Here is a 23867-nt window from a genome sequence, read left to right as displayed (position 1 = left end):
AACCAATAACTAATAACCAATAACTAACGGTGTTTTATTCTTAGAAATAATAGATCATTTATATTCATAATAAATTTCAGACTCTAAGTATATCTTAAAGTGATCATGGTTATCTTTTGGGTCTGATTTAAGTACTATGTTTATAGTGTGCTGGCATTTTAAATAGATTTACTCGTTAGGTGAGGTGGTTATACAAGCACAGGTTAGCAATCTGATGACATCCAGAGACGTACAAGGTGATGGCTAGTTAAAATGGATGTCAATTGACCCAACCGCCATATCAACCACCTTTAATTGATGTCACCGGCTTGACTATTGACTTTGAGATAGCCCGTGAGTAATGACAGATTTGACATAATTTAGCCGCTAGATTTAACACAAATCGCTTAGCTGGTCGTAAAAAGGTGCGTTCTGCACCTTTTATGGTAACCACCAGCGACTATTTTAATAACCTGTGGTTATTTTCTTTTGCGGCCAATAAATTTGGCAATACCAAGCAGGAATACTGCGCCGACTAAAATCAGTAATGCATCGACCCAAAATGTCAGTGATGCCAAGTTTTCATCATGAATGTCAGCCAGACCTGCGGCAATAAGAAACACACCAAAGAGAATACCAAAAATTGTTGTTCCCATATTTACCTCCTAGGCTGGTTTTTATTTGAGAATTTATATCATTAATTATAGGGCAATTTCTAATCGGTCAGGTATCTTTTTTAACCTCATTGAGAGTAGGTTTAGATTTATACATTCTATATTTTGACTATTTTATCAACGAACACTATCTTTCAAAATAGACGGCAGTGTTTACCATTGAGCGAAATAGGATCGGCTTTAATCTTTGTAACAATGATTTTAAGAATGTGTGGTGCGCAGAATATTGCTGTAATTTATAATGCGCCGAACCAACCATAATCACTCCCGATAACCTATTTAAGCTGACTAACATGCATGTAAAAATCCGTTTTGCACTATTGAGTTTTTTGCTTTTATCCACCGGTATCAGTGTTGTTCCTTTAGCAACTGCCAGTGGAGGAACGGCAGTTGCCAAAGGGAAAGCGCCTTTGGAACTGGCATCCGGCAGTGCGATGGTGGTTGATTTACAAACTAATAAAGTCATTTATGCCAATAATATTGATGAAGTGGTGCCGATTGCCTCGATAACCAAACTGATGACGGCGATGGTTGTTCTGGATGCCAAATTACCGCTTGATGAGGTTATTTCAGTAGATATTCATCAAACTAAAGAATTAAAAGGTGTATTTTCACGGGTTAGGGTGAACAGTGAAATCAGCCGTAAAGATATGCTGTTATTGGCGTTGATGTCGTCTGAAAACCGTGCCGCGGCCAGCCTGGCACATCACTATCCGGGGGGCTATAACGCATTTATAAAAGCGATGAATGCTAAAGCTAAGTCACTTGGTATGACCCACACACGTTATGTCGAGCCAACTGGTCTGTCGATTAATAATGTTTCGACAGCACGAGACTTAACTAAAATGCTGATGGCGAGCAAACAATACCCACTGATTGGTCAGCTGAGTACGACCACTGAGAAAATGGCGACCTTCCGTGAACCGAATTATACATTGCCATTCCGTAATACTAACCATTTGGTTTACAACGATAAATGGAACATTCAACTCACCAAAACCGGCTTTACCAATCAGGCTGGTCACTGCTTGGCGATGCGAACGGTCATTGGTAATCGCCCCGTTGCCTTAGTGGTGTTGGATGCTTTTGGTAAATATACCCATTTTGCCGATGCTAATCGCTTGCGTAGTTGGATGGAAACAGGCAAAGCAGCCCCTATTCCAGGGGCTGCTAAAAGTTATCGCCAGCAGAAAGATGCTCAGGGGCGTTTAGCTCAAGTATCAGAATAAGAGGATATATAGCTATTAACTTGCGGAATTTGTGCTTGAAATTGCAAATTACGCAGGTTGTAGGTGACCGCTTATCTCTCTTTGATAAGTACTAAAAAATTAATTTAAACACACCGGTTATTGTCAGTAAGCCAACAATAAAAATTATGGCAATAATCCACAGTATAATCCTCATATTGTTCTCCCAGACTCAGTATTGAAATCAACCTACGTAATATGACTATAGTTTGTCTGACACAAATTTGGTGGTTACAGAGCAGAATTCAGATAATACCTAATCCTATTTAGTCCTTATGGTTTTATCACTCTTTGTACTGCCAGTGTTTGAGTTTTGAGGTTTGACCAATGCCCGGATTAAAACTATTAGTTGGATCTATCTGTTGATAAAACATTTTTAGCGCAGGTTTTGCCAGATAGAGATGACCTACATTGTGTTCTGCTGGGTATTCCGCCCCTTTATCATTCAACAGCGCTAACATTTTTTGTTTTAATGCGTGAGTATCGACGCCTTTTTTAACAATATAATCTTGATGAAAAACGTGACACAGAAAATGACCATAATAGAGTTTTGCCACCAGGCAATTATCAATTTCTGTAGGCAGTGTCTCGAACCAATCCTCCTCATTACGTCGTAGCGCAATATCCAGTGCCAGAATGTCTTCTACTTTATCTGCATGTACTGCGTGATAACGCACCGCTGCACCTGCGGCGGCAAAACGATGTAAGAAAGCTTTTTTGCCTTCATCTGTGGTGCAGGTAATAAAATTACCTTCTGCGGTCGCGAAAAAATCGCGCAAAAATTGCTGTGCTTCCGCGATACCCTCCCCGGACATTTTTAGCATCAGGTGATGTTCATATTTATTACGATAAGTCTTAAGACGCTTTGGTAAATGGTTGGGGAGAATCTGACTAAAGCCTTGCATTACTCTGTCTGTCAGATTGTCGACCAGAAAAGGAACTTTACTGAGACGGGCATCAATTTTACCTTTTAAAGTGAAGAAGCGAGGTATGTTATTGGTACCCATACTATTGATCATAATAAACGTATCTTTACCGTACACTTCTGCAATATCAAAAATATCACGATGCATATATTCGCCAGCGACCGGCAAATGCTTGAAGTCACGTAAAATAGTACGGCGTAATTCAGTCAAAACCTGAGTTTGATTCGTCCCGATATAAAATACTTGCTGTCGCTTCTCTCTGGGGAAAGTATCCAGCCGTACAGCGAAAACAGCTAATTTCCCGGCACAGCCCGATGCTTCGAATAAACGCCGGGGATCGGCGTTAAAACGCGATGGTGTTGGGGCATCAATATCCCTCACCCGAGTAGCATATTCATGGTCTGAGGCTTGCTGTGAGTCATGCTCAATATCACTGGCATGATATTTTCCCTGTTCCAGTCGCACCAGGATCTCTTCTGGCGTAATGCCTAAGCTAATGCCTAAATGATTGATGAGTTGCAACTCACCTTGTTCATCAATTTGTGCGTACAGCGCCATTTCGGTGTAAGCCGGGCCGCGCTGTACCAGTGACCCCCCTGAGTTATTACATATTCCCCCAACGACAGATGCACCAATGCAGGAAGAACCAATGACGGAGTGAGGTTCACGATCATAAGGTTTTAATCTTTTTTCCAGTTGATTCAGTGTGCTACCAGGAAAACCTATGACTTGCTTACCATCGTTGAGCAATTGGATTTGATTGAGGCGTAATGTATTCAATATCACAATGGGTCGGTCGTAATCATTTCCGCTAGGTGTAGAACCTTCCGTTAGCCCGGTATTCGCCGCTTGCATAATAACAATGGTATCCGCAGCCACACACGCTTGTAATATCTGCCATTGTTGCAATAACGTTGAAGGAAATACTACGGCGAGTGCAGCACCTGAACCGGACCGAAAACCGGTACGATAACGCTCGGTTTGGCGATCACCGCTCAGTAGGTAGCGCGCTCCAACAATATGCTGCAATTGGGCCAGAAAAGTTTGTGTTTTTTCATCATTGAATGGCTTCATAGGTTTGGCTTCCTGATTATGGTGCTAACCATGTATTTGGGTTTTGCACCCACAATCGTCTTTATAAGAAAGGTAAATATTTTTCCTGCCATGAAGTAAACATGAGGGAGCGAGGGGTTTCCTGAGAAATCGTTTGCTTTGTGAACAGTATCACATTATTAAATCTGCAATCATTCTTAGCAAATCTTTCAGATACATCACTAAGCATTTTGGTCATAAAGCGAGAGGATATAGAGTAAAATCTAATAATGTGACTGATTAATAAGGTATTTAATTTATATGGCTAAATATAAAACAAATGATTATTGAAGGCCGTGATTCAAAGGCACGGCCAGCGTCATTTATTTTTTCATTAAAGACTTCAAATTAGCGAATGGATTGTGGGTAGCAACCCCTTGGTCATCCTGCGCGTCATCACCGGCGATCACTGTCGAACCATATAGATCTGCTTCAGTATATTTGGAGTGTTCATGATCATGACAAAAGAGACATAACATCTCCCAATTGCTGCCATCTTCAGGATTATTGCTGTGATCGTGGTCAATATGGTGAACTGTCAGTTCACGTAGATTTGAATAAACAAACTCCCGCGAACATTTACCACACACCCACGGAAAGATCTTCAGTGCCTTCTCCCGATAACCGCTTTCCAATCGAGAGTAATTCTTCGGTATATATGCCATGTAACCTTCAATATTGCGTAGAGTAATATCTTCATTTTAACGTGAAAGTCTATGGTGGACTACCCACGATTCGAGGAAAATATTTAGGCTACATCCTAAGATTAGTCTCTAATACGGTAGGAACATATTGAATTAGCTATATAAATACACAATATCTGAGCTAAAATTTATTGAGCGAATTTTTGAGACTTTTGCTGATGATTTAAAGGGATAAGACGTTTTACACTGTTCGCATGAGATAACAAGTTTCAATTAATAAGTCTATTTATGCGACAGGCAATAAACGCATTCCGCCTGAAACCCTTTGCCGAAGCAGTTGAGGTGATATGAGAGAATCTGAAGTACTGGCCGAAGTCAGTAACGAAAACCAAACATTGGTAGCCGTAGTACAACAAGATCAGCGTGTTGTGTATTTCTATATCTATCCACAGGAAGCATTTGAAGAACGTTTTCCTGTCCGAGCTTGTTGGGTACGAAATTTGGTCGCAGCACCACAATCAGCGGATAATACAGAAATAGAACGAGGATTAGCACCTCGATTGGTGGCAGAGTTTTGCCGAAATGTTACCGGTGAGGCCGAACTTGATCCGCAACTTATTTCTATCATCTGGACAGAAAGTGATGATGGGGCCGCGTTATGGTATCAGGAGCAATTGCTGGCAATCATTCCCGGTTGGAGTTTATATATTGATCATTCAGTTTACTATTCTGCCAGTTGTATTAAAGATAATCCGCTAACATTACCACTGGGGTCGGCCTCAACCAACAAACAATATGCGCTTGCACAGCAAACGAGGCAATTCTGGCGCACCTGGCAACAAGAGATGGGAAATCCGTGGCCTGCACTACAGCTCGAATATATTCAATATTATGAGCAGCACTTTGGCCCCTCATTGAAGTATTTTGCTATTGATCAGGGGAAGTGGCCCCCTATGGCTATCTCCCAGCATGAAAAAGATGGGATATATTATTTCCTGACATTAGGGGTTAGTATTCGCCCACAGCCTTGGGTTGAAATATTATTTAATGACGATGCAACTCAATATCGGCGCATGGAGATGGCAATAGCCATCGATAGTCAATACGTTAATGAAGACAATGCGATACATATGGCCAGCGCACTGGCGGGCTTTGCGCATGTTCCCTGGAGCAAAATTACCTGGTTGGGTGAAGGCCACACTTTAGCGTCAGAGGTTGCTCCCCAAGGCTATGAGGGCTATATCTTATCGACTATATTATATGCTGATGCAGAGCATCTTATATTGCCTCCGCAACAGGGTGATCCGGTTAATTTATATTGGGCAAGCCCTGTCTTTACTAGCGAGCGGGAGTTTGCACATAGGGAGCCAAATGGGGGGTATGATTTACTGGAGAAACTTAAGTTACATGGTGTTAATCACATTTTCACCCCGCGTCAGGCTGTTATTTAATCCATTTCTGGTCACACTGGTCTGATTTGCAGATTTTGTTATTAGGGTCTTAACTTGATCATGTAGGTGGCAGTTTGAGTGGTGTATTCTTACTGAATAATCAAATCAGCTGCCAAAAAATATTAATTTATGGAGGGAGTTATGGGCATACTATCTTGGATTATTTTTGGTCTTATCGCTGGTGTTCTGGCTAAATGGATTATGCCCGGAGAGGATGGCGGTGGATTTATTATGACCGTAATTCTTGGGGTGGTTGGTGCATTGGTCGGCGGTTATATCAGTACATTCTTTGGTATGGGCAAAGTTGACGGTTTTAATTTCGGTAGCTTTGTCGTAGCAGTGATAGGTTCGTTGGTTGTGTTGTTTGCTTATCGAAAACTGAGAAGTTAACTCTTCAATCTCTTGCAATAACAGTGATCTCAGATCACGCATAATCGCGCATTATGCAAAGAGGGAGGTGGCTATTTTGTCACCTTTTTCTCATAAAACCATCATCAATATGCAATAAAAATAGCTGTTAATGGCTCATGTTCACGGGTTTCTGAGAGACATGATATGGGCCAGGCATTACGTAAATTTACTGCTGCCGACTATCCGGCAGCGGCACTAGAACCGCGTAAAAGGGTACTTGCCGTTAAAGGATTGGTTAAAGCATATAAATCTCAGCATCGAGTTCTGGATGATATTAATTTTGAACTTCATACGGGTGAATTTGTTGCTATTATCGGCCGTTCGGGGGCAGGTAAATCAACATTATTGCATATTTTAAATGGTACTATTCCAAGCAGTTCTGGGGCGGTTATTAATTATCACGACAACGGTGATATCCAAAATATTGCCGAGCTGACGCCCAGAGAAATGCGTAAATGGCGTGCAAAATGCGGTATGATATTTCAAGATTTCTGTTTAGTCCCTCGCCTTGATGTTATTACTAATGTTTTATTAGGTCGCCTAAGTTATACCTCGACACTCAAGTCCTGTTTCAAAATGTTTGCAGACCAAGACCGAGTTCGCGCAATCGAATTATTGCAATGGTTGAATATGTTACCACATGCATTACAACGGGCAGAGAATCTCTCTGGTGGTCAGATGCAGCGGGTAGCTATTTGCCGCGCTATGATGCAAAACCCCAAAATATTGTTAGCAGATGAGCCTGTGGCGTCGCTTGATCCGAAGAATACAATTCGTATTATGAGTACGTTACAGAAAATAAGCGAAAACGATATTGCCGTGATGGTGAACTTACATTCGGTCAATTTAGTGAAAGACTATTGTACTCGGGTTATTGGTATTGCCCATGGGCGAATAGTCTTTGATGGGCCCCCCTCAATGCTGAATGATACAATTATTCAGAATGTTTATAGCGATGAGTCAGCTGAATTTTTGTATTAATATCCACTTATCCCTCTATCATAATAGGTTATTTTAATGAAGAAAGTACTTTGTCTTACCTCATTAGTGGCAAGTATGATGATATTTAATGCTACAGCAGCAGATATGCCAAAAGAAATTAATCTGGGAATTCTTGGTGGGCAGAATGCGACACAGCAAATTGGGGATAATCAGTGTGTCAAAAGTTTTCTGGAAAAAGAGTTGCACGTAAAGACTAATTTACATAATGCCTCTGATTATTCTGGTGTTATTCAAGGAATATTAGGCGGAAAAATTGATCTGGTATTAAGTATGTCTCCTTCCTCTTTTGCATCTATTTATATTAAAGATCCTAAGGCTGTTGATATTGTCGGTATTGCGATTGACGATACTGATCAGTCGCGCGGATATCATTCTGTTGTTGTTGTCAAAGCAGATAGCCCGTATCAAAAAATAGAAGACTTGAAAGGCAAAGCGTTTGGTTTCGCTGATCCTGACTCAACGTCGGGTTTCTTAATTCCTAACCAAATTTTCAAACAAAAATTTGGTGGAACATCAGATAATAAATACAACAATTTCTTCTCCAGCGTGACTTTCTCGGGCGGTCATGAGCAAGATATTCTGGGAGTGATTAATGGCCAATTCGCAGGTGCGGTAACCTGGGCTTCAATGATTGGTGACTATAACACTGGTTATACGAGTGGTGCATTTACCCGCATGATCCGTATGGACCACCCAGATTTAATGAAACAGATCCGCATTATTTGGCAATCCCCATTAATTCCTAATGGCCCGATTTTAGTTCGCAGTGCATTACCTCCTGAATTTAAAGCTCAGTTAGTCGCAGCAGTGAAAAAGTTGGATAAAGAAGAACATGGCTGTTTCATTAAAGCTATGGGAGGCAAACAGCATATCGGTGACACATCACTTAGTGAGTATCAAACGATTATCGATATGAAGCGCGAATTAACCAAAGGCGATCGTTAAATCGATCCACTGGATAAAACAAAATAGCTCTGGTTACCCAGAGCTATTGCTTTTAGGTGGTAACTTATTTTGAATACAGACTTTAACCACTATTACCAGCGCATTCGTAGCAAGCAAAAGCGCGAAACCTTGATTTGGTCGCTGGCTCTGGTAATTATTTATCTTGGTGCAGGAAGTCTTGCCGAGTTTAATCTTCATACTATTTTTATTTCTATCCCACATTTTTTTGATTATCTGGCTGAAACTATTCCAGTGCTTCATTGGCATAGCTTATTTTCTGATGGCCATACTGAAGGCTCTTTGGCTTATTGGGGATATCGGTTGCCAATTCAATTACCTTTAATTTGGGAAACCCTGCAACTGGCGGTAGCATCGACGATTTTATCGGTAATGGTAGCAGTTGTTCTGGCATTTATGGCCGCCAATAATACTTGTAGCCCTCCTTTATTGCGATTATTTATTCGCACTTCTGTCGCTTTTTTGCGCACGATGCCAGAATTAGCTTGGGCGGTGATGTTTGTTATGGCATTTGGTATTGGTGCTATTCCCGGCTTTCTGGCTTTGGCATTACACACTATTGGTAGCTTGACTAAACTATTTTATGAATCATTGGAAACAGCTTCGGATAAACCGGTTCGTGGATTAGCAGCTTGTGGTGCGGGTAAGTTGCAGCGAATGCGTTTTGCACTCTGGCCACAGGTCAAGCCTATATTCCTCTCTTATAGCTTTATGAGATTAGAAATAAACTTTCGCCAGTCAACCATCTTAGGCTTGGTTGGCGCTGGAGGGATAGGGCAGGAATTGATGACATCTATAAAATTGGATCGTTATGATCAAGTTAGTATGACCTTACTGTTGATTATTATTGTGGTTTCACTATTGGATTATACCTCCGGTAAGTTGCGCAAACGAGTTGTGGAAGTAGCATCATAATGTTGGTTAAACACCTAAAAACTGAACAAGTATTATCTATGAAACAACAATATCCGCAACTTTTCTTGCAGCAAAGGCGCTATATCCGTTTAGTAACCGCGGTCACTGTAGGCATTATTTTGTATTATCTTTTTTTCTTCAAGATATTCGGTATACCCTGGCAGACCTTTGCCAATGGCAGCCAACAAATAAGTCGTTATTTTTTGCGCATGTTTGTCTGGCATGATTTTGTTAATTGGCCATTTAAATACTATTTTGGTCAGATTTTTATCACCTTAGCAATTGTTTTTGCTGGGACATTAACCGCCACACTTGTTGCCTTACCGCTGTCATTCATGGCGGCGCGCAATGTTATGTCGACCCCCAGGTTGCGTATTGTTTCATTTATAGTACGCCGTTTCCTCGATATCTTCCGTGGTATTGACATGGCTATCTGGGGCTTGATTTTCGTCCGAGCAGTGGGGATGGGGCCACTGGCGGGGGTATTGGCAATCATCATGCAGGATATGGGATTGCTGGGTAAACTATATGCCGAAGGTCATGAAGCTGTTGATAAATCGCCTAATCGTGGTTTAACCTCTATGGGAGCAAACGCCCTGCAAAAACAACGCTTTGGTATTTTTACACAATCTTTTCCCACATTTTTAGCATTAAGCCTTTATCAAGTAGAGTCTAATACTCGTTCTGCAGCCGTATTAGGCTTTGTTGGCGCTGGTGGGATCGGTTTGGTATATGCCGAGAATATGCGGCTATGGAATTGGGATGTGGTGATGTTTATCACATTGATTATGGTTGCCATTGTTATGGTAATGGACAAGGTATCTGCTATATTGCGCAGAAAGTATATAATTGGCGAAGAGATTACACTGTATCAGCCTATTAATAGTATTAAAGATAATATTTAATGATGCTAATGAATAAGTATTATATCGATTACCTTAATTTGATGTTTCCTTCACTGCTTTACTTGTTATAAGTATTTATTTAGATAAGTTTAGCACTTTAGTCATTTATCAGATTTACATTGAGAAAATCGGCATAAATCTATACAATACTGCCCGCTAGACGTTAAAGAAGCCTTTTTTTCTTGCGACATTCGCATGCGTCTACTCTAAATAATAGGAATAGGGCAGTAATATGATCAACAACGATGTACTCCGCAGTGTTCGCTATATGCTTAACGTTAACGATACCAAAATAGCAGAAATTATTAAGCTGGCCGATTTTGAAGTGGATAATGCGGATGTCATTAATTTTCTTAAAAAAGAAGATGAAGCGGGTTATCAGGATTGCCCCGATTTGGTGATGGCGCATTTCCTTAATGGCCTAATTTTCTTCAGACGTGGTAAAGATGATAAGTTCCCCGCGCCTGCGGTAGAACCTGTCATCACCAACAACATCGTGTTGAAAAAACTGCGTGTAGCATTTGAGCTAAAAGATACTGATATGCACGATGTTTTCAACGCCGTTGAATTCCCAGTATCCAAACCTGAGTTAAATGCGCTGTTCCGCAAAGAGGGGAGTAAAACTTCCGTCCTTGTGGTGATCAAGTACTACGTTATTTCTTGAAAGGTCTGACATTACGCATCCGTGGCCCTAAAAAGTAATATCAATAACATGAGTAATGCGTAACTAATAATAAGACAGGAGTGGCAATGAGCCATTCCTTTTTCGTTAATATAATGTCTGCATTTATATCTATCTTTTACTCCATCAGACACCTATATATAATATATGCAGCTCTTGCTGCATTCTATTTTTCTATTTCATCGCAATTATAGTTATCTGCACTATTGCGGCCCATCCACAGACTGGCAAGAAGTTATATGACCAACACCATGACCTTTCACTGTGAGTCCGATTGAAATTGCATAAGCGGGTATTGAGTGCAAATTTCAAAAACCGACGATATTTGAAACGCTGAGTGTGCTAGAAGGTCTTGAATTGGCTAAAATACCAAAACCGCCTGGGCCTGTTTATGTGTAAAACTAAATAGTGAGTAGCAGGTTCAGATTGATAAAGTATTCCTGATGTTGCGTTTAAGTGATATGAGTTTGTGTCAGGCTGGTTTGATATATCACGGGCAGGCGCTGTTTCTTGACATTGATATGTTACTGGTGCAGGTCCACATCCATATTTGTTGTTACTGGATGAACTTATCGCAGGTATGACAGATGTAAAGACAGCCTATACCGCAGGGCTATTTAACCCCTAGACAGGCAAGCATTCATTCGTGGTCGCGGGGCATGATATGGTGGGTTATCGAAACGATTGCCAATAATGAAATACCCCGTTGTGGCGGAGATATCTTTGCCAGCCAGCAGCAATTGGCTATGCATTTTCTTGCCAGCCTTGGCTGCTAATGCTGGATAAACCAACCGAGGACATTCAATCCTCGGTTATCAAGGAAATTAGTGCTGTTATCAAAAAACTCTTCGCTCAGGGGGATATGGCTATCCTGGTGGGTTGAACAGTTTTATGTGTGTTGTCACAGAACTGGCGGATAGCAGTCTAGTGATGTTCCGCAGAAAAATTGCCCAAAAAGTGCGTGGAAACGATATAGGTCTTGATAATATCCGCAATCTGGTAGTGATTGAGTTCCAAATCACGGGAGCTGTGTGTCCTCTATTGGCAGTGAGCCAGATGCACCCCATTCAGCCCAAGAACCGTCATAGAGCGACACTGATGGCGTATTTAACGCAGCTAAACCTAGTGTAACCACAGCTGCTGTTACCCCAGAACCGCAGCTGGTGATAATAGGTTTAGTTAAATCGACTCCTTGTGCGGCAAAAATATCTGCCAGCGCTTGCGGCGACTTCAGATTACCATTTTCGACCATGCTCCCCCACGGCACATTAATGCTGCCAGGAATTCGTCCCAGCCGTAGGCCGGGGCGAGGTTCAGGCTCCTGAGCCTTGAATCTGGCTGCTGGTCGGGCATCAAGAATCTGCACTTCGTCGTTACCTAATACAGCGAATACTTCATTCACACTTTTGACTGCTGCGGCATTAAATGTAGTTTTGAAAACCTGCGAGGCAGGATTGGTTTGACCACTTTCCAAGGCATAGCCAGCCTGTTGCCAACCGTTTAAACCACCAGCCAGTATATGCACGTTTTTTGCACCGAAAGTACGGAGCATCCACCAAACTCTTGGTGCAGAAAATAGGTTGCCGTCATCATAGATCACTAAAGTTTGCTGCTCGCTGATACCCAATTTTCCCACTTTCTCACTGAATACTTGGGGCGAGGGCAGCATATGTGGAAGCTCGGTGCTGTGGTCAGCTACAGCGTCGATATCAAAATAAGTTGCACCTGGGATATGACCCAGCTCAAATTCAGCTTGAATATTTCGTTTTGGCACCAAGCCCGGAGGCGACATTCTGGCATCCAGAATAACCATGTTGGCATCATTAATATGTGCGGCCAACCATTGTGGCGTAACTAAAAAAGGTGAATTCATGGCAAGTTACCTGTCAAAGTTATAAAGAGGCAGTTCAGCCGATAGCTTCTTCGTGCTACCTACTATATAACGAAATTTTTCTAATGAAACTCGGCTTTGTTATTAATGCGTAGCGTTTCGCATTTGTTGGAATTTATTATCCACTTTATTGCATTTGATAAATGAATGGTTCATTTTTCTGGTGTTTAGATATCTTCATTTGTGAGCCTGCTACAAGGATTTACCTTCTGTTTATGCAATGTTTCATTAATCCAAAGTCTTTCTTAGTAGTATCTCGCAAAAAGAGTTTTTCGTTCTATTTTTATCTTGATGATGAAATTTTAATTTCGTATAACCATGAATAAGTAAAGCCTCTTTTTGGGGCTTGATCTATAAACAGGCGAGGGGAATAGAATGAATAAAGTTCGAATTGGCCTTATCGGTACTGGATATATTGGCCGCTGTCATGCCATTGCTTACGCACAGGTTTCAACTGTTTTTCCGTTAAAAGGGCAACTGGTATTAGAGATGTTGGCAGAGGTTACACCTGAATTAGCGCAGCAGCGTGCAACTGAGTTTGGTTTTGCTCGTTCTACTGCAAATTGGAAGACGCTGGTTGCTGATCCTGATATTGATGTCGTGGATATATGTGCACCTAATTTCCTGCACAAAGAGATGGCGCTGTTAGCGATTAGTCACGGTAAACATGTTTATTCAGAAAAACCGCTGGCTCTTAATGCTGCGGATGCCAAAGAAATGGCTGACGCTGCACGGGCAAAAGGAGTGAAAACACTGGTGGGTTTCAATTATATGAAAAATCCAACCAGTCAATTGGCAAGGGAAATCATCGCTAATGGTGAGATTGGCGAGATTGTCCATTTTTACGGTACTCACAATGAGGACTACCTGGCCGACCCACGGACACCTTTGGATTGGCACTGTACTAAAGCACAAGCGGGCTTGGGGGCTTTGGGGGATTTAGCGGCCCACATTGTTAATATGGCGCATTATCTGGTTGGTGATATCACGAGTGTATCGGGTGATATGCAGACTATCATTAAACAGCGGCCTGACCCTAAGGAGCCTGCCCAGCTCAGAACAGTGGAAAATGAAGACCAAGCCAGTGCCTTGGTGCGTTTTGCCAATGGTGCAATGGGCACAATCGAAACATCACGTATAGCTTGTGGCCGTAAAATGGGGCTGACGTATGTTGTCACTGGTACCAAAGGTACAATTAGCTATTCTCAGGAGCGCATGGCTGAATTACAGCTATATCGTCATGATGACCCACAAGCCAGACAAGGGTTCAAAACCATTCTTACCGGGCCACAGCATCCAGACTATGCCGCATTTTGTATCAGTGCAGGGCACGGCATAGGATTTAACGATCAAAAAACCGTAGAGATTCGTGATCTAATTAACGGAATTGCTGCTGGAGATCGGATGTGGCCGGATTTTGAAGAGGGTTGGAAAGTCTCAAAAGTATTGGATGCAATCGCCGTGTCAGCGCAGGAAAAATGCTGGAGAGCAGTATAAATATATTTAATTGAGCTGCTGATCCTGTTGTAACGTAAAAATACGGGGTCAAAGTGGTCAGTAAGTTTTCTTATAATCGTAATGCTTTTAGTTGGTTAGCCGTAATTCTTATTCAGATCATGCAGATATAAATTATGCCTGGTATGAGCCGAGATATACCGCCCACTAATATTAAAATCGATAACCATCAACGCGGAGTTGCTCATTGTTTCAATGAACAACTCCGCGAGCGGATAAAGCGACTGTTTTTGGCTGATCATGGCCGGGGGGCTACCCCACTTGGGCAGGGGTTGGCATAATCCTCCTTTGACTGCTTTTTATCTGCTAGTCGTTTCGTCTCCAACACTGAGTTTGACAAGACTCAAGCCTTTTTTGAACACCGTACAACAGAACGAGTGCGACATATTCAACTTTGAATGAGGCGGCACAGTACCGGTTTTTGTTATTTTTAAATCTCAATCCTAGCCAAGCCACCATGATTTACTGTTTTGCCCTGTTATGGGTTGCGTTAGATTTATTTTAAAAATTGCTATCAATATTAGTAGGCAGCAAGCAATTTGTGGTGAGCATCTATACTTAATGGTTGTAGACATTTGCATTTTCAATATTAGAAATGGAAGCATATCCCAGTTATCTCAGTGAGAAAAAGTGCCCGAGATAGCTCTCCTGCAGAGTGTAATTGAAAGAAGTAATAGCCGTTTCCCATCGGATTAAAGCGTTCCATAGGCTTAGGTAATGAATGCAGTTATGGAAATTGGGTGATTGTCCCGATATTGCTTTTAGTTTGTTCAATAATTTGTAGTTGGCTGTTGTTATATACAGTATTTTGTGTAATCTTAACTTGGCTACTGTTAGAAAATTTGATCGTAAGTTCTCAGCAACTATACAGTTATTAATTAGGAAGGTGAATTGATCAAACTCATTTCACGTTAATAATACATTTAATATCAGTCAGTTATTTGGTTTGTTTTGAGCCAATTCAACTATAGTTACTGACGTACAAGTTACGCGTTTTACAAATGGTAACGCCTGAACTCTCTTATCCCCTAAGTATATAGAGGTAAAGCATGGTAATGAACCTAATCCGTGGCCGGATTTTTGTGTTGGTGGCAATGATGATTACGCTATCAATTGGTGTATCTCACGCAGCAGATACTGTCCGTGTTGGCTCTAAAATTGATACTGAAGGTTCACTGCTGGGCAATATTATTGTGCAGGTTTTAGAAACTAACGGGATCAAAACCACCAATAAGTCACAACTGGGTACGACTAAAGTTGTTCGTGGCGCGATATCTGCTGGTGAGATAGATATTTACCCTGAATATACAGGCAATGGTGCTTTCTTCTTTTCAGATGAAAAAGATCCTGCCTGGAAAAATGCCAAAGCGGGTTACGAGAAAGTCAAAGCTCTGGATTATGATAAAAACAAATTAGTGTGGCTTGAACCTGCGCCGGCTAATAATACCTGGACAATTGCTGTACGTAAGGATTTGGCTAAGGCAAATAATCTCAAGACATTGGAAGATTTAGGTAAATGGATTAACGCAGGGGGGAAATTCAAATTGGCAGCTTCTGCCGAGTTTATCGAACGTCCGGATGCATTACCCGCTTTCCAGCAAGCCTATGGTTTTCAATTGAATCAGGACCAACTGCTCTCTTTAGCGGGAGGTGACACTGCGGTCACTATCAAAGCGGCTGCGGAGCAAACTTCCGGGGTGAATGCTGCTATGGCTTATGGTACCGATGGCCCGGTTGCGGCTTTGGGCCTGCAAACATTGGATGACCCTAAGGGGGTGCAACCTATCTATGCTCCCGCCCCGGTTATCCGTGAGGCTACACTGAAAGCACACCCAACTATACCTGCGTTGCTTAATCCGGTATTTGCCTCACTTGATGCTCCGACGTTACAAAAACTGAACGCTCGTATCGCTGTTGAAGGACAAGATGCAAAAAAAGTAGCGGCTAATTATCTGAAAGAAAGAGGGTTTACTAAGAAATGATGGTGTCTATCAAGGATGATGCTACAACGCGTTCATTTTATTGTGCCATCCAATTCACGGGTAGCCTAAGTTTTATCAGGCTATTTGGTAAGGAGATGGATTTGTTATGGTTGTGAAAAACCGTGTCTTGCTAACACTGACTATTTTGATGGTTTTAGCGGGTGCATGGCTCTCATTTCTTAGTCATGCACCTAACCGGTTAATCTCTGGTCAAGGGATCCCGTTAGCGTCATTAATAACCGGTTTAGTCTGGTGGCTTCTTGTGCCAATGCTGGTATTGATTGCGTTCGCTTTCGTTAAACAAAATATTCTGAGCTATTGGTTGATTGCACTATCAGCTGGATTCTTGCTGTTCGGCTTGCTGCTATTAGCAGGCACTACTGCAACACAGCTTGCGGGAGGGGAAGACAGTTTAACGCGCATTTCTTTAGGCGGGGGGTTCTGGCTAATGAGTGGGCTGAGTGTATTGATTGCCGTCGATAGTTGGTCTCGCGCAATTGTTAGTCCAGCCTGGCGCAGCTTGGCAAACGTCTTACTGATACTTCCTGTCGCAGTATTGTTGACAACCGGCCAACTAAACAATCTCTCATTGATGAAAGAATACTTTAATCGCGAGGACGTGTTTGATGATGCCCTGTGGCAACACGTGCAAATTCTATTGGCAACATTGGTTCCGGCTATTGTTTTGGGAATTCCTCTTGGCTTACTTTGTTTTCGAGTACCACGTTTTCAACGCGCGATTTTCTCAACATTAAATATCATTCAAACTATTCCATCTATTGCACTATTCGGCTTATTGATTGCTCCTTTAGCCAGCTTAGCTGCTGCTATTCCCTGGTTGGCAGAGCATGGAGTCAGTGGCATAGGGCTGGCACCTGCGATAGTGGCGTTAGTGCTCTATGCCTTGTTACCGTTAGTACGTAATGTGGTCGCTGGGTTAGATGCTGTTCCTGACAGTGTTGTGGAATCTGCGCGGGGAATGGGGATGACTCGCAGTCAGTTATTCTTTCGGGTACAAACTCCAATCGCAATGCCACTTATTTTGTCAGGCATTCGCATTATTTCTGTTCAAACTGTGGGGCTGGCTGTCGTCGCCGCACTGATCGGCGCTGGTGGGCTGGGAGCAATTGTATTTCAAGGATTATTAAGTAGCGCATTGGATTTGGTGCTGCTAGGTGTTATACCCGTGATAGTGATGGCGGTCATTGTTGATTCACTGTTTAAATTTATCGTTACTTTTATGGATACTTCTCGTCGATGATTCATTTCCATCAGGTGAGTAAATATTTTGCCGGTAAACAGGCGGTAGATAACTTATCGTTGCAGATTGCCAAGGGGGAATTTGCCGTGCTTATTGGTACTTCTGGTTCCGGTAAATCAACCACACTGAAAATGATTAACCGTCTGATTGAACACGACGAAGGAGAGATCCACTTTGCCGGTGAAGAAATTCGTAATTACAAACCTGAAGATTTACGGCGACGGATGGGCTATGCCATTCAGTCAATAGGGTTATTTCCTCATTGGACTGTGGAGCGTAATATTGCCACTGTACCTCAGTTGCTAAAATGGCCACAAGAGCGTATTCGGCAACGTGTTCTTGAATTACTTGAACTATTGCATTTGGCTCCAGAACAGTTTCTTCACCGTTATCCCCATCAGCTTTCTGGTGGTCAGCAACAGCGGGTAGGTGTCGCGAGAGCTTTAGCCGCTGATCCTGAAGTGTTATTGATGGATGAGCCATTTGGTGCGTTAGATCCTGTTACTCGTTCAGCTTTGCAGTTAGAAATTACCCGTATTCATCAATTGTCTGGCCGAACCATTGTGCTGGTAACCCATGATATCGATGAGGCGTTAAGTCTGGCTGATCGTATTGTGTTAATGGATGAAGGAAGGGTTATTCAACAAGGTACACCGCTTGAGATGCTGACTCAGCCTGTCAATGATTTTGTCCGCGATTTCTTTGGCCGCAGCGATCTCGGTATCAAGTTGCTATCGCTGGGATGGGCTGAACAAAGAGTTCGGCGCGGTGAAACACTGGTAGGGCAGCCAATTCTAGGCTCGACCAGTCTGCGCGAAGCTCTCTCCCTGTTTGTATCGCGTCAGACTGATAAGTTACCAGTAGCCAATGAGCAGGGGCAGCTATTGGGGGTGCTCTATTTTGCTGATTTGGTGGCAGATAAGGAGGAAGCATGAGGCTACAGAGAGCCAAAGTTAATGATATGAAGATAGTGACTATAGCAAATATATCATCTGGTCTATCCCGTTGGCTAAAAGACCCTCTGTTTTGGGCACTGCTCTTATTATGTGCATTAGTTTTTGGTATGACCTCGTTGCGTGGTTTTTTGCCATATTATTTCCTGACCTTGACCGGCCCATCTATTTGCAGGATACATTCTGGTCACTGGTTGTTGCCCATGTTCTGCTGGTTCTGGCATCCAGCATTATTGCTATTTTCATTGGTGTTTCTGCCGGTATAGCCGTAACACGATCGGCGGGGAAAGAGTACCGATCCGTAGTGGAAACCGTGGTAGCGATGGGGCAGACCTTCCCACCTGTAGCTGTATTAGCGATTGCCGTGCCGGTTATGGGGTTTAGTGAGAAGCCAGCGATTATCGCGTTAGTGCTCTATGGCTTACTGCCTATTTTACAAGGAACCATTGCGGGTGTCGAATCAGTTTCACGCGGTATCCATGAGGTAGCCGAAGGTGTGGGAATGAGTACCCGCCAGATTTTGTTGCAAGTCGAACTCCCTTTGGCAGCGCCAGTTATCGTTGCGGGTATTCGTACTTCAGTAATTATCAATATTGGTACTGCGGCTATAGCATCCACTGTAGGCACCAAAACACTGGGTTCTCCCATTATCATCGGTTTGAGTGGTTTTAATACCGCTTATGTGATTCAAGGGGCAATCATCGTTGCCCTGTTAGCCATTATTACCGATATGATTTTTGAACGGTGGAGTCAGCGTTTATCACGCTGGCGGGGTCTGCAATCTTAAGCGGGAACGAGGACTGACTCTCGCTTGTAGTGATTGTTATCTCTACAGGCACTTATGTTGTTCTCATTGTCCATATATGGTGGGCATTAAGCCGCAAGATGCTCAACGTCATTGGTAAGTCTGATATTGCCATTTTGTCTGCGTACAAGGTGTTTTTTTATTACCTGCTAATTTAGCCTCTACCGGTGGAATAGCCATTTGGGGATGGTTGGTTACTATTATCGGTGCTTTAGCTCTATCAATGGTTTACGCCAAAATGTCATCTTTGGATGATAGCCCTGGAGGGTCTTATACGTATGCTCGCCGGGCCTTTGGGCCATTTTTAGGTTATCAAACTAACGTTCTTTATTGGCTGGCATGTTGGATTGGTAATATTGCTATGGTCGTTATTGGCGTAGGTTACCTCAGCTATTTTTTCCCATATTAAAAGAACCGATACTATTAACACTTACTTGTGTGGTCTTTTTATGGATATTTGTCGGGCTGAATATTATTGGGCAAAAATGATTACTCGGGTTCAGGCGGTAGCCACATCATTGGCGCTGATACCTATTGGACAAGACTAGGTATGCGTATGCCCGTTTTAATCCTCTTTACCGTGACCGTTATACTATGCGTGGTAATCCAGCGGATCACGACTCACGGGGGCCGACCGTTTTTGCCACTCAATCAACGCATAAACTGCTGGCAGCATTGTCACAAGCATCATATATCCCTGTGATAAATGGTAAGAAGCCAATTGAACATTCGCGTTTTAATGAGTCCTATATGTTGCAGTCCACAACGTCCCCATTGTACGCCATTATTGCTGCGATGATGGAGGGGGATCAAGGGGGGGCAGTATCATATTTGGGTATTGAAACCGTAGGTTGGAATCGAACGATGATTACCGCAATGGCTGTGGGAGATATTTTTCTTGAATCTATTGTGCCCCTACCGTTCTTAGGTATTTGAACGGATCTGGGGCTTACTGGCTTTTTGCCGCAATAATTGCGCGACTTAATCGGTAGTTACGGTGCTTCCTGACCATTATTGGATAAACCCGCCGGGCCAATATCAGATAACGGAGAAGATTCAGTCGCATTGGTATCAAGAGGCGTGGTTGAACGGGTATAGATATTCAGCCCAGCCAGGAAAACGCCGCCTAATGAACTCAGTGCCATTATCGCAATCAGGATAATGAGTGCTTTTCTTAGCATAATTTTTTTCACTTTTTATCTAAACAGCAGGAATTATAGTCTGTTCACTAAATGAAACAACCATGTTGAGGTTAATGACAATGTGGCTACAGCGGTGAGAACGGATTGATCGTAAAAACGCCTACTCTCTTTATAAAAATAAGCTCCCTTGTAGAGCCGAGCTGAGGCATCCCTGACGTGGGCACTTTACCGTTCTGGCAGCCCTCGCCAGCAGTAATAGTGTGGTTGGGGTTTGCCAGCAATCTGATGTTGTACTTTTGCCCCCTAAAGGGGTTGGGTGTGGTGTTTAAACTGAGGTTTCGCGGCGTTTAAATAGAAATTTACCCAAGGTAACCAATACTACCGCCGACACTATGATTGCCAATGCGCACCATTCAGTGGTTGATAAACTTTCACCTGCAAAGCTAATACCCAGTAACACCGCCACAATGGGGTTGACATATGCATAGCTGGTAGCGACTGCTGGGCGGACATTTTTTAGCAAAAACATATATGCGCTGATGGCAAGCATTGAGCCAAAAACAATCAAATAGAGTAGCGAGAGTATTCCGCTCATCGAGGGCATTTGACTCAGTTCCTCACCACTTAATGTACTGCCAATCAACAATATCACTCCGGCTACCAGCATTTGTGCCGCGCCAGACATCGGGCCGTTGGGAAGTGATAATTTGGAGCTCCAGACTGAGCCAAACGCCCAACTGGCTGAAGCCAATAAGATCAGCATTGCTCCCATAGGGTTACCTAATAGGTTACTGCCAGTGTTCAGCAATATTATCCCGACTAGCCCAAGAGCTATTCCAGCCCATTCCAATTTGGTGTTACGCATACCCCATAACAGACTGAAACACAAAGTGAAAAGAGGCACCGTTGCCACCATTACTGCGGCAATTCCTGATGGGACATGTTGGTGCTCCGCGATAGTGACCAGCCCGTTACCGATGGCCAGCAATAAAATACCGATAGCACTGGCTCCCATCCATTGCCGTAAAGTAGGCAGTGTGTGGCCTCGGATGGTCAGGAAGCTGAACAGCAAAATTCCGGCAATTAGATAACGCAAACCCGCCATCATTAAAGGAGGCCAGCTTTCTACACCGATGCGAATGACCAGATAGGTTGAACCCCAGACGAAGTACAAGGTGAAAAGTGAACCAACCAGCAACCACATATTACGGCTATTTTGCTTCAACATAGTTATTCAACTAAAAAGGGGCAGTAAACAGATAGGCATCAGTAAACCTGAGAATAGCGATGTTTAGCAAAGGTTTTTATCATTTTTTTACTTTTCAATTTTTCACCTGAATTTTTCTCTAAAACAGCAACTTATTCTTTATTTAATTGGGCAGTTAAAGAGTTTCCCGTGGTAAAAATTACCTACTTAATGAAAGGTAAATAGCCTTCAGACATGATGCTTAAATCTTATTTGTGGTTATCAGACAAGGTAATGATTTATGGCTGCAATTGCTTTAGCAAGAAATTCCGTTCTTAGTACTCGCTATGTTGCTTGTGACCGTGACAGAGGCGGCACAGACAGATTATGCTTTCTTGTCTGCTCACGCTTTGCAGCATAACCAACAAGCTATTGCACAATAAAAAACCGTAAAAGAGAGGTTTCTGGATTATCATCAATTGTTGCAATGGGCGGATAGCGCGTTGAAACAGCCAGACCCCAGTGTGACGGAAAAAAATCACCTCATCCAGCGGTTCCAGACATGATTATCTTAGTATCAGTGGCTATTAGTGGTTGGTTCCACTACGGGTTCAGACCGATAACGGCGTGAGTGAAGAACACTATTGGCAAAGCGCAGAGGGGAGATGATTGAGTCGTTATGCGAGACATGGTTACTGTTGATGCGGCTTAATTAATTTTTTATCCCTGATTTTTTATAAAATAGAGCGTTGTTTATAAATATAGAGAAAATAAGCCGGGAATTATCCCGGCATAATAGACACTACATATATCACTAAATAGATTATGCAAAAATATAAAGGCCATCCACAATGGAGCAATGAGGGTAATGCAACGGGTTAAATACTAGAATTGATAAACTAAACCTACAGCAACCACATTGTCTGTATTGAGCTTCAGTTTGTTATCATCACTTAGTTGGTTTATTTTATAATCGACATAAGTGGACATGTTTTTGTTAAAGTAGTAATAAGCACCGATATCAACATATTTAACCAGATCAGTGTCACCGATTCCTTCAATGTCTTTGCCTTTAGATTGAATGTAGGCTAAAGATGGTTTTAATCCGAAATCGAACATATATTGTGCAACCAATTCTATGTTTTGTGTTTTATTGGCAAAACCACTGACGCTAGTAGACACATTATTGATGGATGCCGTGCCTGAAATTGGCGTCATATTGCGGGTTTCTGCATAAGTTGCTCCCAGATAAACCCCGTTATTGTCATATTTCAGACCGGTTGTCCAGGCATCGGCCTTGTCACCTTTGCCAAAATCGCCGTTTTTCTGTGCGGTGGTGCGATTTGATGAAGCATAGGCTGCACCTACGCTAACGCCGGCACCGATCTCATAGCTGGAAGACAAACCAAAGCCGTCACCATTTTGTTTGCTTGCGTCGGGACGCCCGTTATTGCTGTCTGACGGGCTGCCGTTTTTACCCTGATATTGCAGGGAGAACTTAAGGCCATCAACCAGATCAAAGAAATCGGTATTGCGGTAAGTTGCAACGCCAGTAGTGCGGCCAGTCATAAAGTTATCTGTTCTGGTGTAACTGTCGTTACCGAACTCAGGCAGCATATCGGTCCAGGCGGCGACATCATATAAAACGCCATAATTACGGCCATAGTCGATTGAGCCTAATTTCCCGTAACGCAAACCCGCGAAAGCTAAACGGGTTTTATTGTCTTTAGTTTCCTGACTTTCAGCGTAGTTTGCGGCAACGTTATATTCCCACTGACCATAGCCAGTGAGTTGGTCAGTAATTTGAGTGACGCCTTTAAAACCGAAGCGTACATAAGATTTGTCGCCATCACTCTTATTATTATCAGAAAAGTAATGTAATGCTTTTACTTTTCCGTATAAATCCAGCTTATTACCATCTTTATTATAAATTTCTGCTGCGTGCGATGTGGTGGCAAATAATAGAGCCGGTACCAGGATTGCCAGAATATTACGTTTCATGTTTTTTGCCCTGTTTCTCTTATTAAAAAGACGCGAGTAATGGATTTATTGACCGTATTCAATGTCTGTCTTAATTCATCCAGCGCAGAATTTTTACCGCATCTGTGTGATGTATTTATGACAAAACATAAATAATTGCGACATTAGGTAAATATTTACCTTTTTCACGGGGATAAACTGACTCTTCACCTCAGGCCACCCAGCTTGTCATCGCTCGGTTTTTCAACCGGTGTAGCTTTC

The 23867-nt window shown here is 42.6% G+C and carries 19 protein-coding genes and 5 pseudogenes; 16 read left to right on the top strand and 8 right to left on the bottom strand.

Annotation, left to right across the window (positions count from 1 at the left end):
- Positions 1–458 precede the first annotated feature (458 nt).
- A complete protein-coding gene (locus tag YALDO0001_RS20610; protein WP_004699499.1) occupies positions 459–635 on the bottom strand; it encodes a hypothetical protein in 177 nt (58 codons plus the stop codon).
- 311 nt (positions 636–946) lie between these two features.
- Here YALDO0001_RS20610 and pbpG point away from each other — a divergent pair, with 311 nt between their 5' ends.
- Positions 947–1882 (top strand): D-alanyl-D-alanine endopeptidase, encoded by a 936-nt coding sequence (pbpG, locus tag YALDO0001_RS02155; RefSeq protein WP_004699498.1) that lies wholly within the window; start codon positions 947–949, stop codon positions 1880–1882.
- Positions 1883–1973: 91 nt separating this feature from the next.
- On the opposite strand, the gene YALDO0001_RS22625 is transcribed toward pbpG, so the two are convergent.
- The 3 genes from YALDO0001_RS22625 to yajD form a co-directional block, all read right to left on the bottom strand.
- On the bottom strand, positions 1974–2057 hold the full coding sequence (locus YALDO0001_RS22625; RefSeq protein WP_086016797.1) for a small membrane protein YohP: 84 nt from the start codon (positions 2055–2057) through the stop codon (positions 1974–1976).
- Between the two features lie 127 nt (positions 2058–2184).
- Positions 2185–3900: a D-lactate dehydrogenase gene (gene dld / locus YALDO0001_RS02150; RefSeq protein WP_004699497.1), complete on the bottom strand. Its 1716-nt coding sequence runs from the start codon at positions 3898–3900 to the stop codon at positions 2185–2187.
- Positions 3901–4241: 341 nt separating this feature from the next.
- Positions 4242–4583 (bottom strand): HNH nuclease YajD, encoded by a 342-nt coding sequence (gene yajD, locus YALDO0001_RS02145; protein ID WP_042548261.1) that lies wholly within the window; start codon positions 4581–4583, stop codon positions 4242–4244.
- A 326-nt stretch (positions 4584–4909) separates the two neighbouring features.
- On the opposite strand from yajD, the gene YALDO0001_RS02140 reads away from it, so the two are divergent.
- From YALDO0001_RS02140 to YALDO0001_RS21685, 8 genes and pseudogenes are all read left to right on the top strand, one after another.
- On the top strand, positions 4910–6013 hold the full coding sequence (locus YALDO0001_RS02140; protein ID WP_004699495.1) for a suppressor of fused domain protein: 1104 nt from the start codon (positions 4910–4912) through the stop codon (positions 6011–6013).
- 141 nt (positions 6014–6154) lie between these two features.
- The gene (locus YALDO0001_RS02135; RefSeq protein WP_004699494.1) at positions 6155–6403 is read left to right on the top strand and encodes a GlsB/YeaQ/YmgE family stress response membrane protein; all 249 of its coding nucleotides are present in this window, start codon (positions 6155–6157) and stop codon (positions 6401–6403) included.
- Positions 6404–6568: 165 nt separating this feature from the next.
- Positions 6569–7405: a phosphonate ABC transporter ATP-binding protein gene (gene phnC, locus YALDO0001_RS02130; protein WP_004699493.1), complete on the top strand. Its 837-nt coding sequence runs from the start codon at positions 6569–6571 to the stop codon at positions 7403–7405.
- 36 nt (positions 7406–7441) lie between these two features.
- The gene (gene phnD / locus YALDO0001_RS02125; RefSeq protein ID WP_042839277.1) at positions 7442–8371 is read left to right on the top strand and encodes a phosphonate ABC transporter substrate-binding protein; all 930 of its coding nucleotides are present in this window, start codon (positions 7442–7444) and stop codon (positions 8369–8371) included.
- Between the two features lie 69 nt (positions 8372–8440).
- On the top strand, positions 8441–9304 hold the full coding sequence (gene phnE, locus YALDO0001_RS02120; protein ID WP_042839276.1) for a phosphonate ABC transporter, permease protein PhnE: 864 nt from the start codon (positions 8441–8443) through the stop codon (positions 9302–9304).
- Positions 9304–10209, top strand: a complete 906-nt coding sequence (gene phnE, locus YALDO0001_RS02115) for a phosphonate ABC transporter, permease protein PhnE (protein WP_004699491.1) — start codon at positions 9304–9306, stop codon at positions 10207–10209. Before phnE (YALDO0001_RS02120) ends, phnE (YALDO0001_RS02115) begins: the two co-directional genes overlap by 1 nt.
- 232 nt (positions 10210–10441) lie before the next feature.
- Positions 10442–10911: pseudogene (locus YALDO0001_RS02110) on the top strand (YehS family protein).
- Between the two features lie 200 nt (positions 10912–11111).
- Positions 11112–11516, top strand: a pseudogene (locus YALDO0001_RS21685) (P-loop NTPase family protein); the annotation flags it as partial.
- A gap of 393 nt (positions 11517–11909) precedes the next feature.
- On the opposite strand, the gene sseA reads toward YALDO0001_RS21685, so the two are convergent.
- On the bottom strand, positions 11910–12764 hold the full coding sequence (gene sseA / locus YALDO0001_RS02100) for a 3-mercaptopyruvate sulfurtransferase (protein ID WP_004699487.1): 855 nt from the start codon (positions 12762–12764) through the stop codon (positions 11910–11912).
- Positions 12765–13157: 393 nt separating this feature from the next.
- On the opposite strand from sseA, the gene YALDO0001_RS02095 reads away from it, so the two are divergent.
- The 7 genes and pseudogenes from YALDO0001_RS02095 to YALDO0001_RS02065 form a co-directional block, all read left to right on the top strand.
- Positions 13158–14279 (top strand): Gfo/Idh/MocA family protein, encoded by a 1122-nt coding sequence (locus YALDO0001_RS02095; RefSeq protein ID WP_004699486.1) that lies wholly within the window; start codon positions 13158–13160, stop codon positions 14277–14279.
- A gap of 1067 nt (positions 14280–15346) precedes the next feature.
- Positions 15347–16279 carry a glycine betaine ABC transporter substrate-binding protein OsmF gene (osmF, locus tag YALDO0001_RS02090; RefSeq protein ID WP_004699484.1) on the top strand — a complete coding sequence of 311 codons (933 nt, stop codon included), beginning with the start codon at positions 15347–15349 and terminating at the stop codon, positions 16277–16279.
- Positions 16280–16385: 106 nt separating this feature from the next.
- Positions 16386–17540: an ABC transporter permease gene (locus YALDO0001_RS02085; protein WP_004699483.1), complete on the top strand. Its 1155-nt coding sequence runs from the start codon at positions 16386–16388 to the stop codon at positions 17538–17540.
- Positions 17537–18475: an ABC transporter ATP-binding protein gene (locus YALDO0001_RS02080; RefSeq protein WP_042839274.1), complete on the top strand. Its 939-nt coding sequence runs from the start codon at positions 17537–17539 to the stop codon at positions 18473–18475. Before YALDO0001_RS02085 ends, YALDO0001_RS02080 begins: the two co-directional genes overlap by 4 nt.
- 128 nt (positions 18476–18603) lie before the next feature.
- Positions 18604–19280 (top strand): annotated as a pseudogene (locus YALDO0001_RS02075) (ABC transporter permease).
- A 190-nt stretch (positions 19281–19470) separates the two neighbouring features.
- Positions 19471–19834, top strand: a pseudogene (locus tag YALDO0001_RS19850) (amino acid permease); the annotation flags it as partial.
- A gap of 1 nt (position 19835) precedes the next feature.
- Positions 19836–20126 (top strand): annotated as a pseudogene (locus YALDO0001_RS02065) (arginine decarboxylase); the annotation flags it as partial.
- A 164-nt stretch (positions 20127–20290) separates the two neighbouring features.
- Here the strand turns inward: YALDO0001_RS02065 and YALDO0001_RS02060 are convergent.
- The 3 genes from YALDO0001_RS02060 to ompF2 form a co-directional block, all read right to left on the bottom strand.
- Entirely contained in the window at positions 20291–20479 is a 189-nt protein-coding gene (locus tag YALDO0001_RS02060; protein WP_042548275.1) for a hypothetical protein, read from the bottom strand.
- A 286-nt stretch (positions 20480–20765) separates the two neighbouring features.
- Entirely contained in the window at positions 20766–21668 is a 903-nt protein-coding gene (gene yedA / locus YALDO0001_RS02055) for a drug/metabolite exporter YedA (protein ID WP_004699475.1), read from the bottom strand.
- A gap of 843 nt (positions 21669–22511) precedes the next feature.
- Positions 22512–23627, bottom strand: a complete 1116-nt coding sequence (ompF2, locus tag YALDO0001_RS02050) for a porin OmpF2 (protein ID WP_004699474.1) — start codon at positions 23625–23627, stop codon at positions 22512–22514.
- Positions 23628–23867 lie beyond the last annotated feature (240 nt).

The sequence above is a fragment of the Yersinia aldovae ATCC 35236 genome (genome assembly GCF_000173735.1).
Taxonomy (GTDB): Bacteria; Pseudomonadota; Gammaproteobacteria; order Enterobacterales; family Enterobacteriaceae; genus Yersinia; species Yersinia aldovae.
This window is presented reverse-complemented; position numbering and strand designations above follow the sequence as displayed.

What these genes read in the sequence shown, in the direction of transcription:
- YALDO0001_RS02135 (WP_004699494.1), top strand. Translation starts at nt 6,155, where the DNA reads ATGGGCATACTATCTTGGATTATTTTTGGTCTTATCGCTGGTGTTCTG.
- YALDO0001_RS02085 (WP_004699483.1), top strand. Translation starts at nt 16,386, where the DNA reads ATGGTTGTGAAAAACCGTGTCTTGCTAACACTGACTATTTTGATGGTT.
- YALDO0001_RS02140 (WP_004699495.1), top strand. Translation starts at nt 4,910, where the DNA reads ATGAGAGAATCTGAAGTACTGGCCGAAGTCAGTAACGAAAACCAAACA.
- phnD (WP_042839277.1), top strand. Translation starts at nt 7,442, where the DNA reads ATGAAGAAAGTACTTTGTCTTACCTCATTAGTGGCAAGTATGATGATA.
- YALDO0001_RS02060 (WP_042548275.1), bottom strand. Translation starts at nt 20,479, where the DNA reads ATGCTAAGAAAAGCACTCATTATCCTGATTGCGATAATGGCACTGAGT.
- phnC (WP_004699493.1), top strand. Translation starts at nt 6,569, where the DNA reads ATGGGCCAGGCATTACGTAAATTTACTGCTGCCGACTATCCGGCAGCG.
- pbpG (WP_004699498.1), top strand. Translation starts at nt 947, where the DNA reads ATGCATGTAAAAATCCGTTTTGCACTATTGAGTTTTTTGCTTTTATCC.
- YALDO0001_RS02080 (WP_042839274.1), top strand. Translation starts at nt 17,537, where the DNA reads ATGATTCATTTCCATCAGGTGAGTAAATATTTTGCCGGTAAACAGGCG.
- dld (WP_004699497.1), bottom strand. Translation starts at nt 3,900, where the DNA reads ATGAAGCCATTCAATGATGAAAAAACACAAACTTTTCTGGCCCAATTG.
- yajD (WP_042548261.1), bottom strand. Translation starts at nt 4,583, where the DNA reads ATGGCATATATACCGAAGAATTACTCTCGATTGGAAAGCGGTTATCGG.
- YALDO0001_RS22625 (WP_086016797.1), bottom strand. Translation starts at nt 2,057, where the DNA reads ATGAGGATTATACTGTGGATTATTGCCATAATTTTTATTGTTGGCTTA.
- osmF (WP_004699484.1), top strand. Translation starts at nt 15,347, where the DNA reads ATGGTAATGAACCTAATCCGTGGCCGGATTTTTGTGTTGGTGGCAATG.
- sseA (WP_004699487.1), bottom strand. Translation starts at nt 12,764, where the DNA reads ATGAATTCACCTTTTTTAGTTACGCCACAATGGTTGGCCGCACATATT.
- phnE (WP_004699491.1), top strand. Translation starts at nt 9,304, where the DNA reads ATGTTGGTTAAACACCTAAAAACTGAACAAGTATTATCTATGAAACAA.
- yedA (WP_004699475.1), bottom strand. Translation starts at nt 21,668, where the DNA reads ATGTTGAAGCAAAATAGCCGTAATATGTGGTTGCTGGTTGGTTCACTT.
- YALDO0001_RS02095 (WP_004699486.1), top strand. Translation starts at nt 13,158, where the DNA reads ATGAATAAAGTTCGAATTGGCCTTATCGGTACTGGATATATTGGCCGC.
- YALDO0001_RS20610 (WP_004699499.1), bottom strand. Translation starts at nt 635, where the DNA reads ATGGGAACAACAATTTTTGGTATTCTCTTTGGTGTGTTTCTTATTGCC.
- ompF2 (WP_004699474.1), bottom strand. Translation starts at nt 23,627, where the DNA reads ATGAAACGTAATATTCTGGCAATCCTGGTACCGGCTCTATTATTTGCC.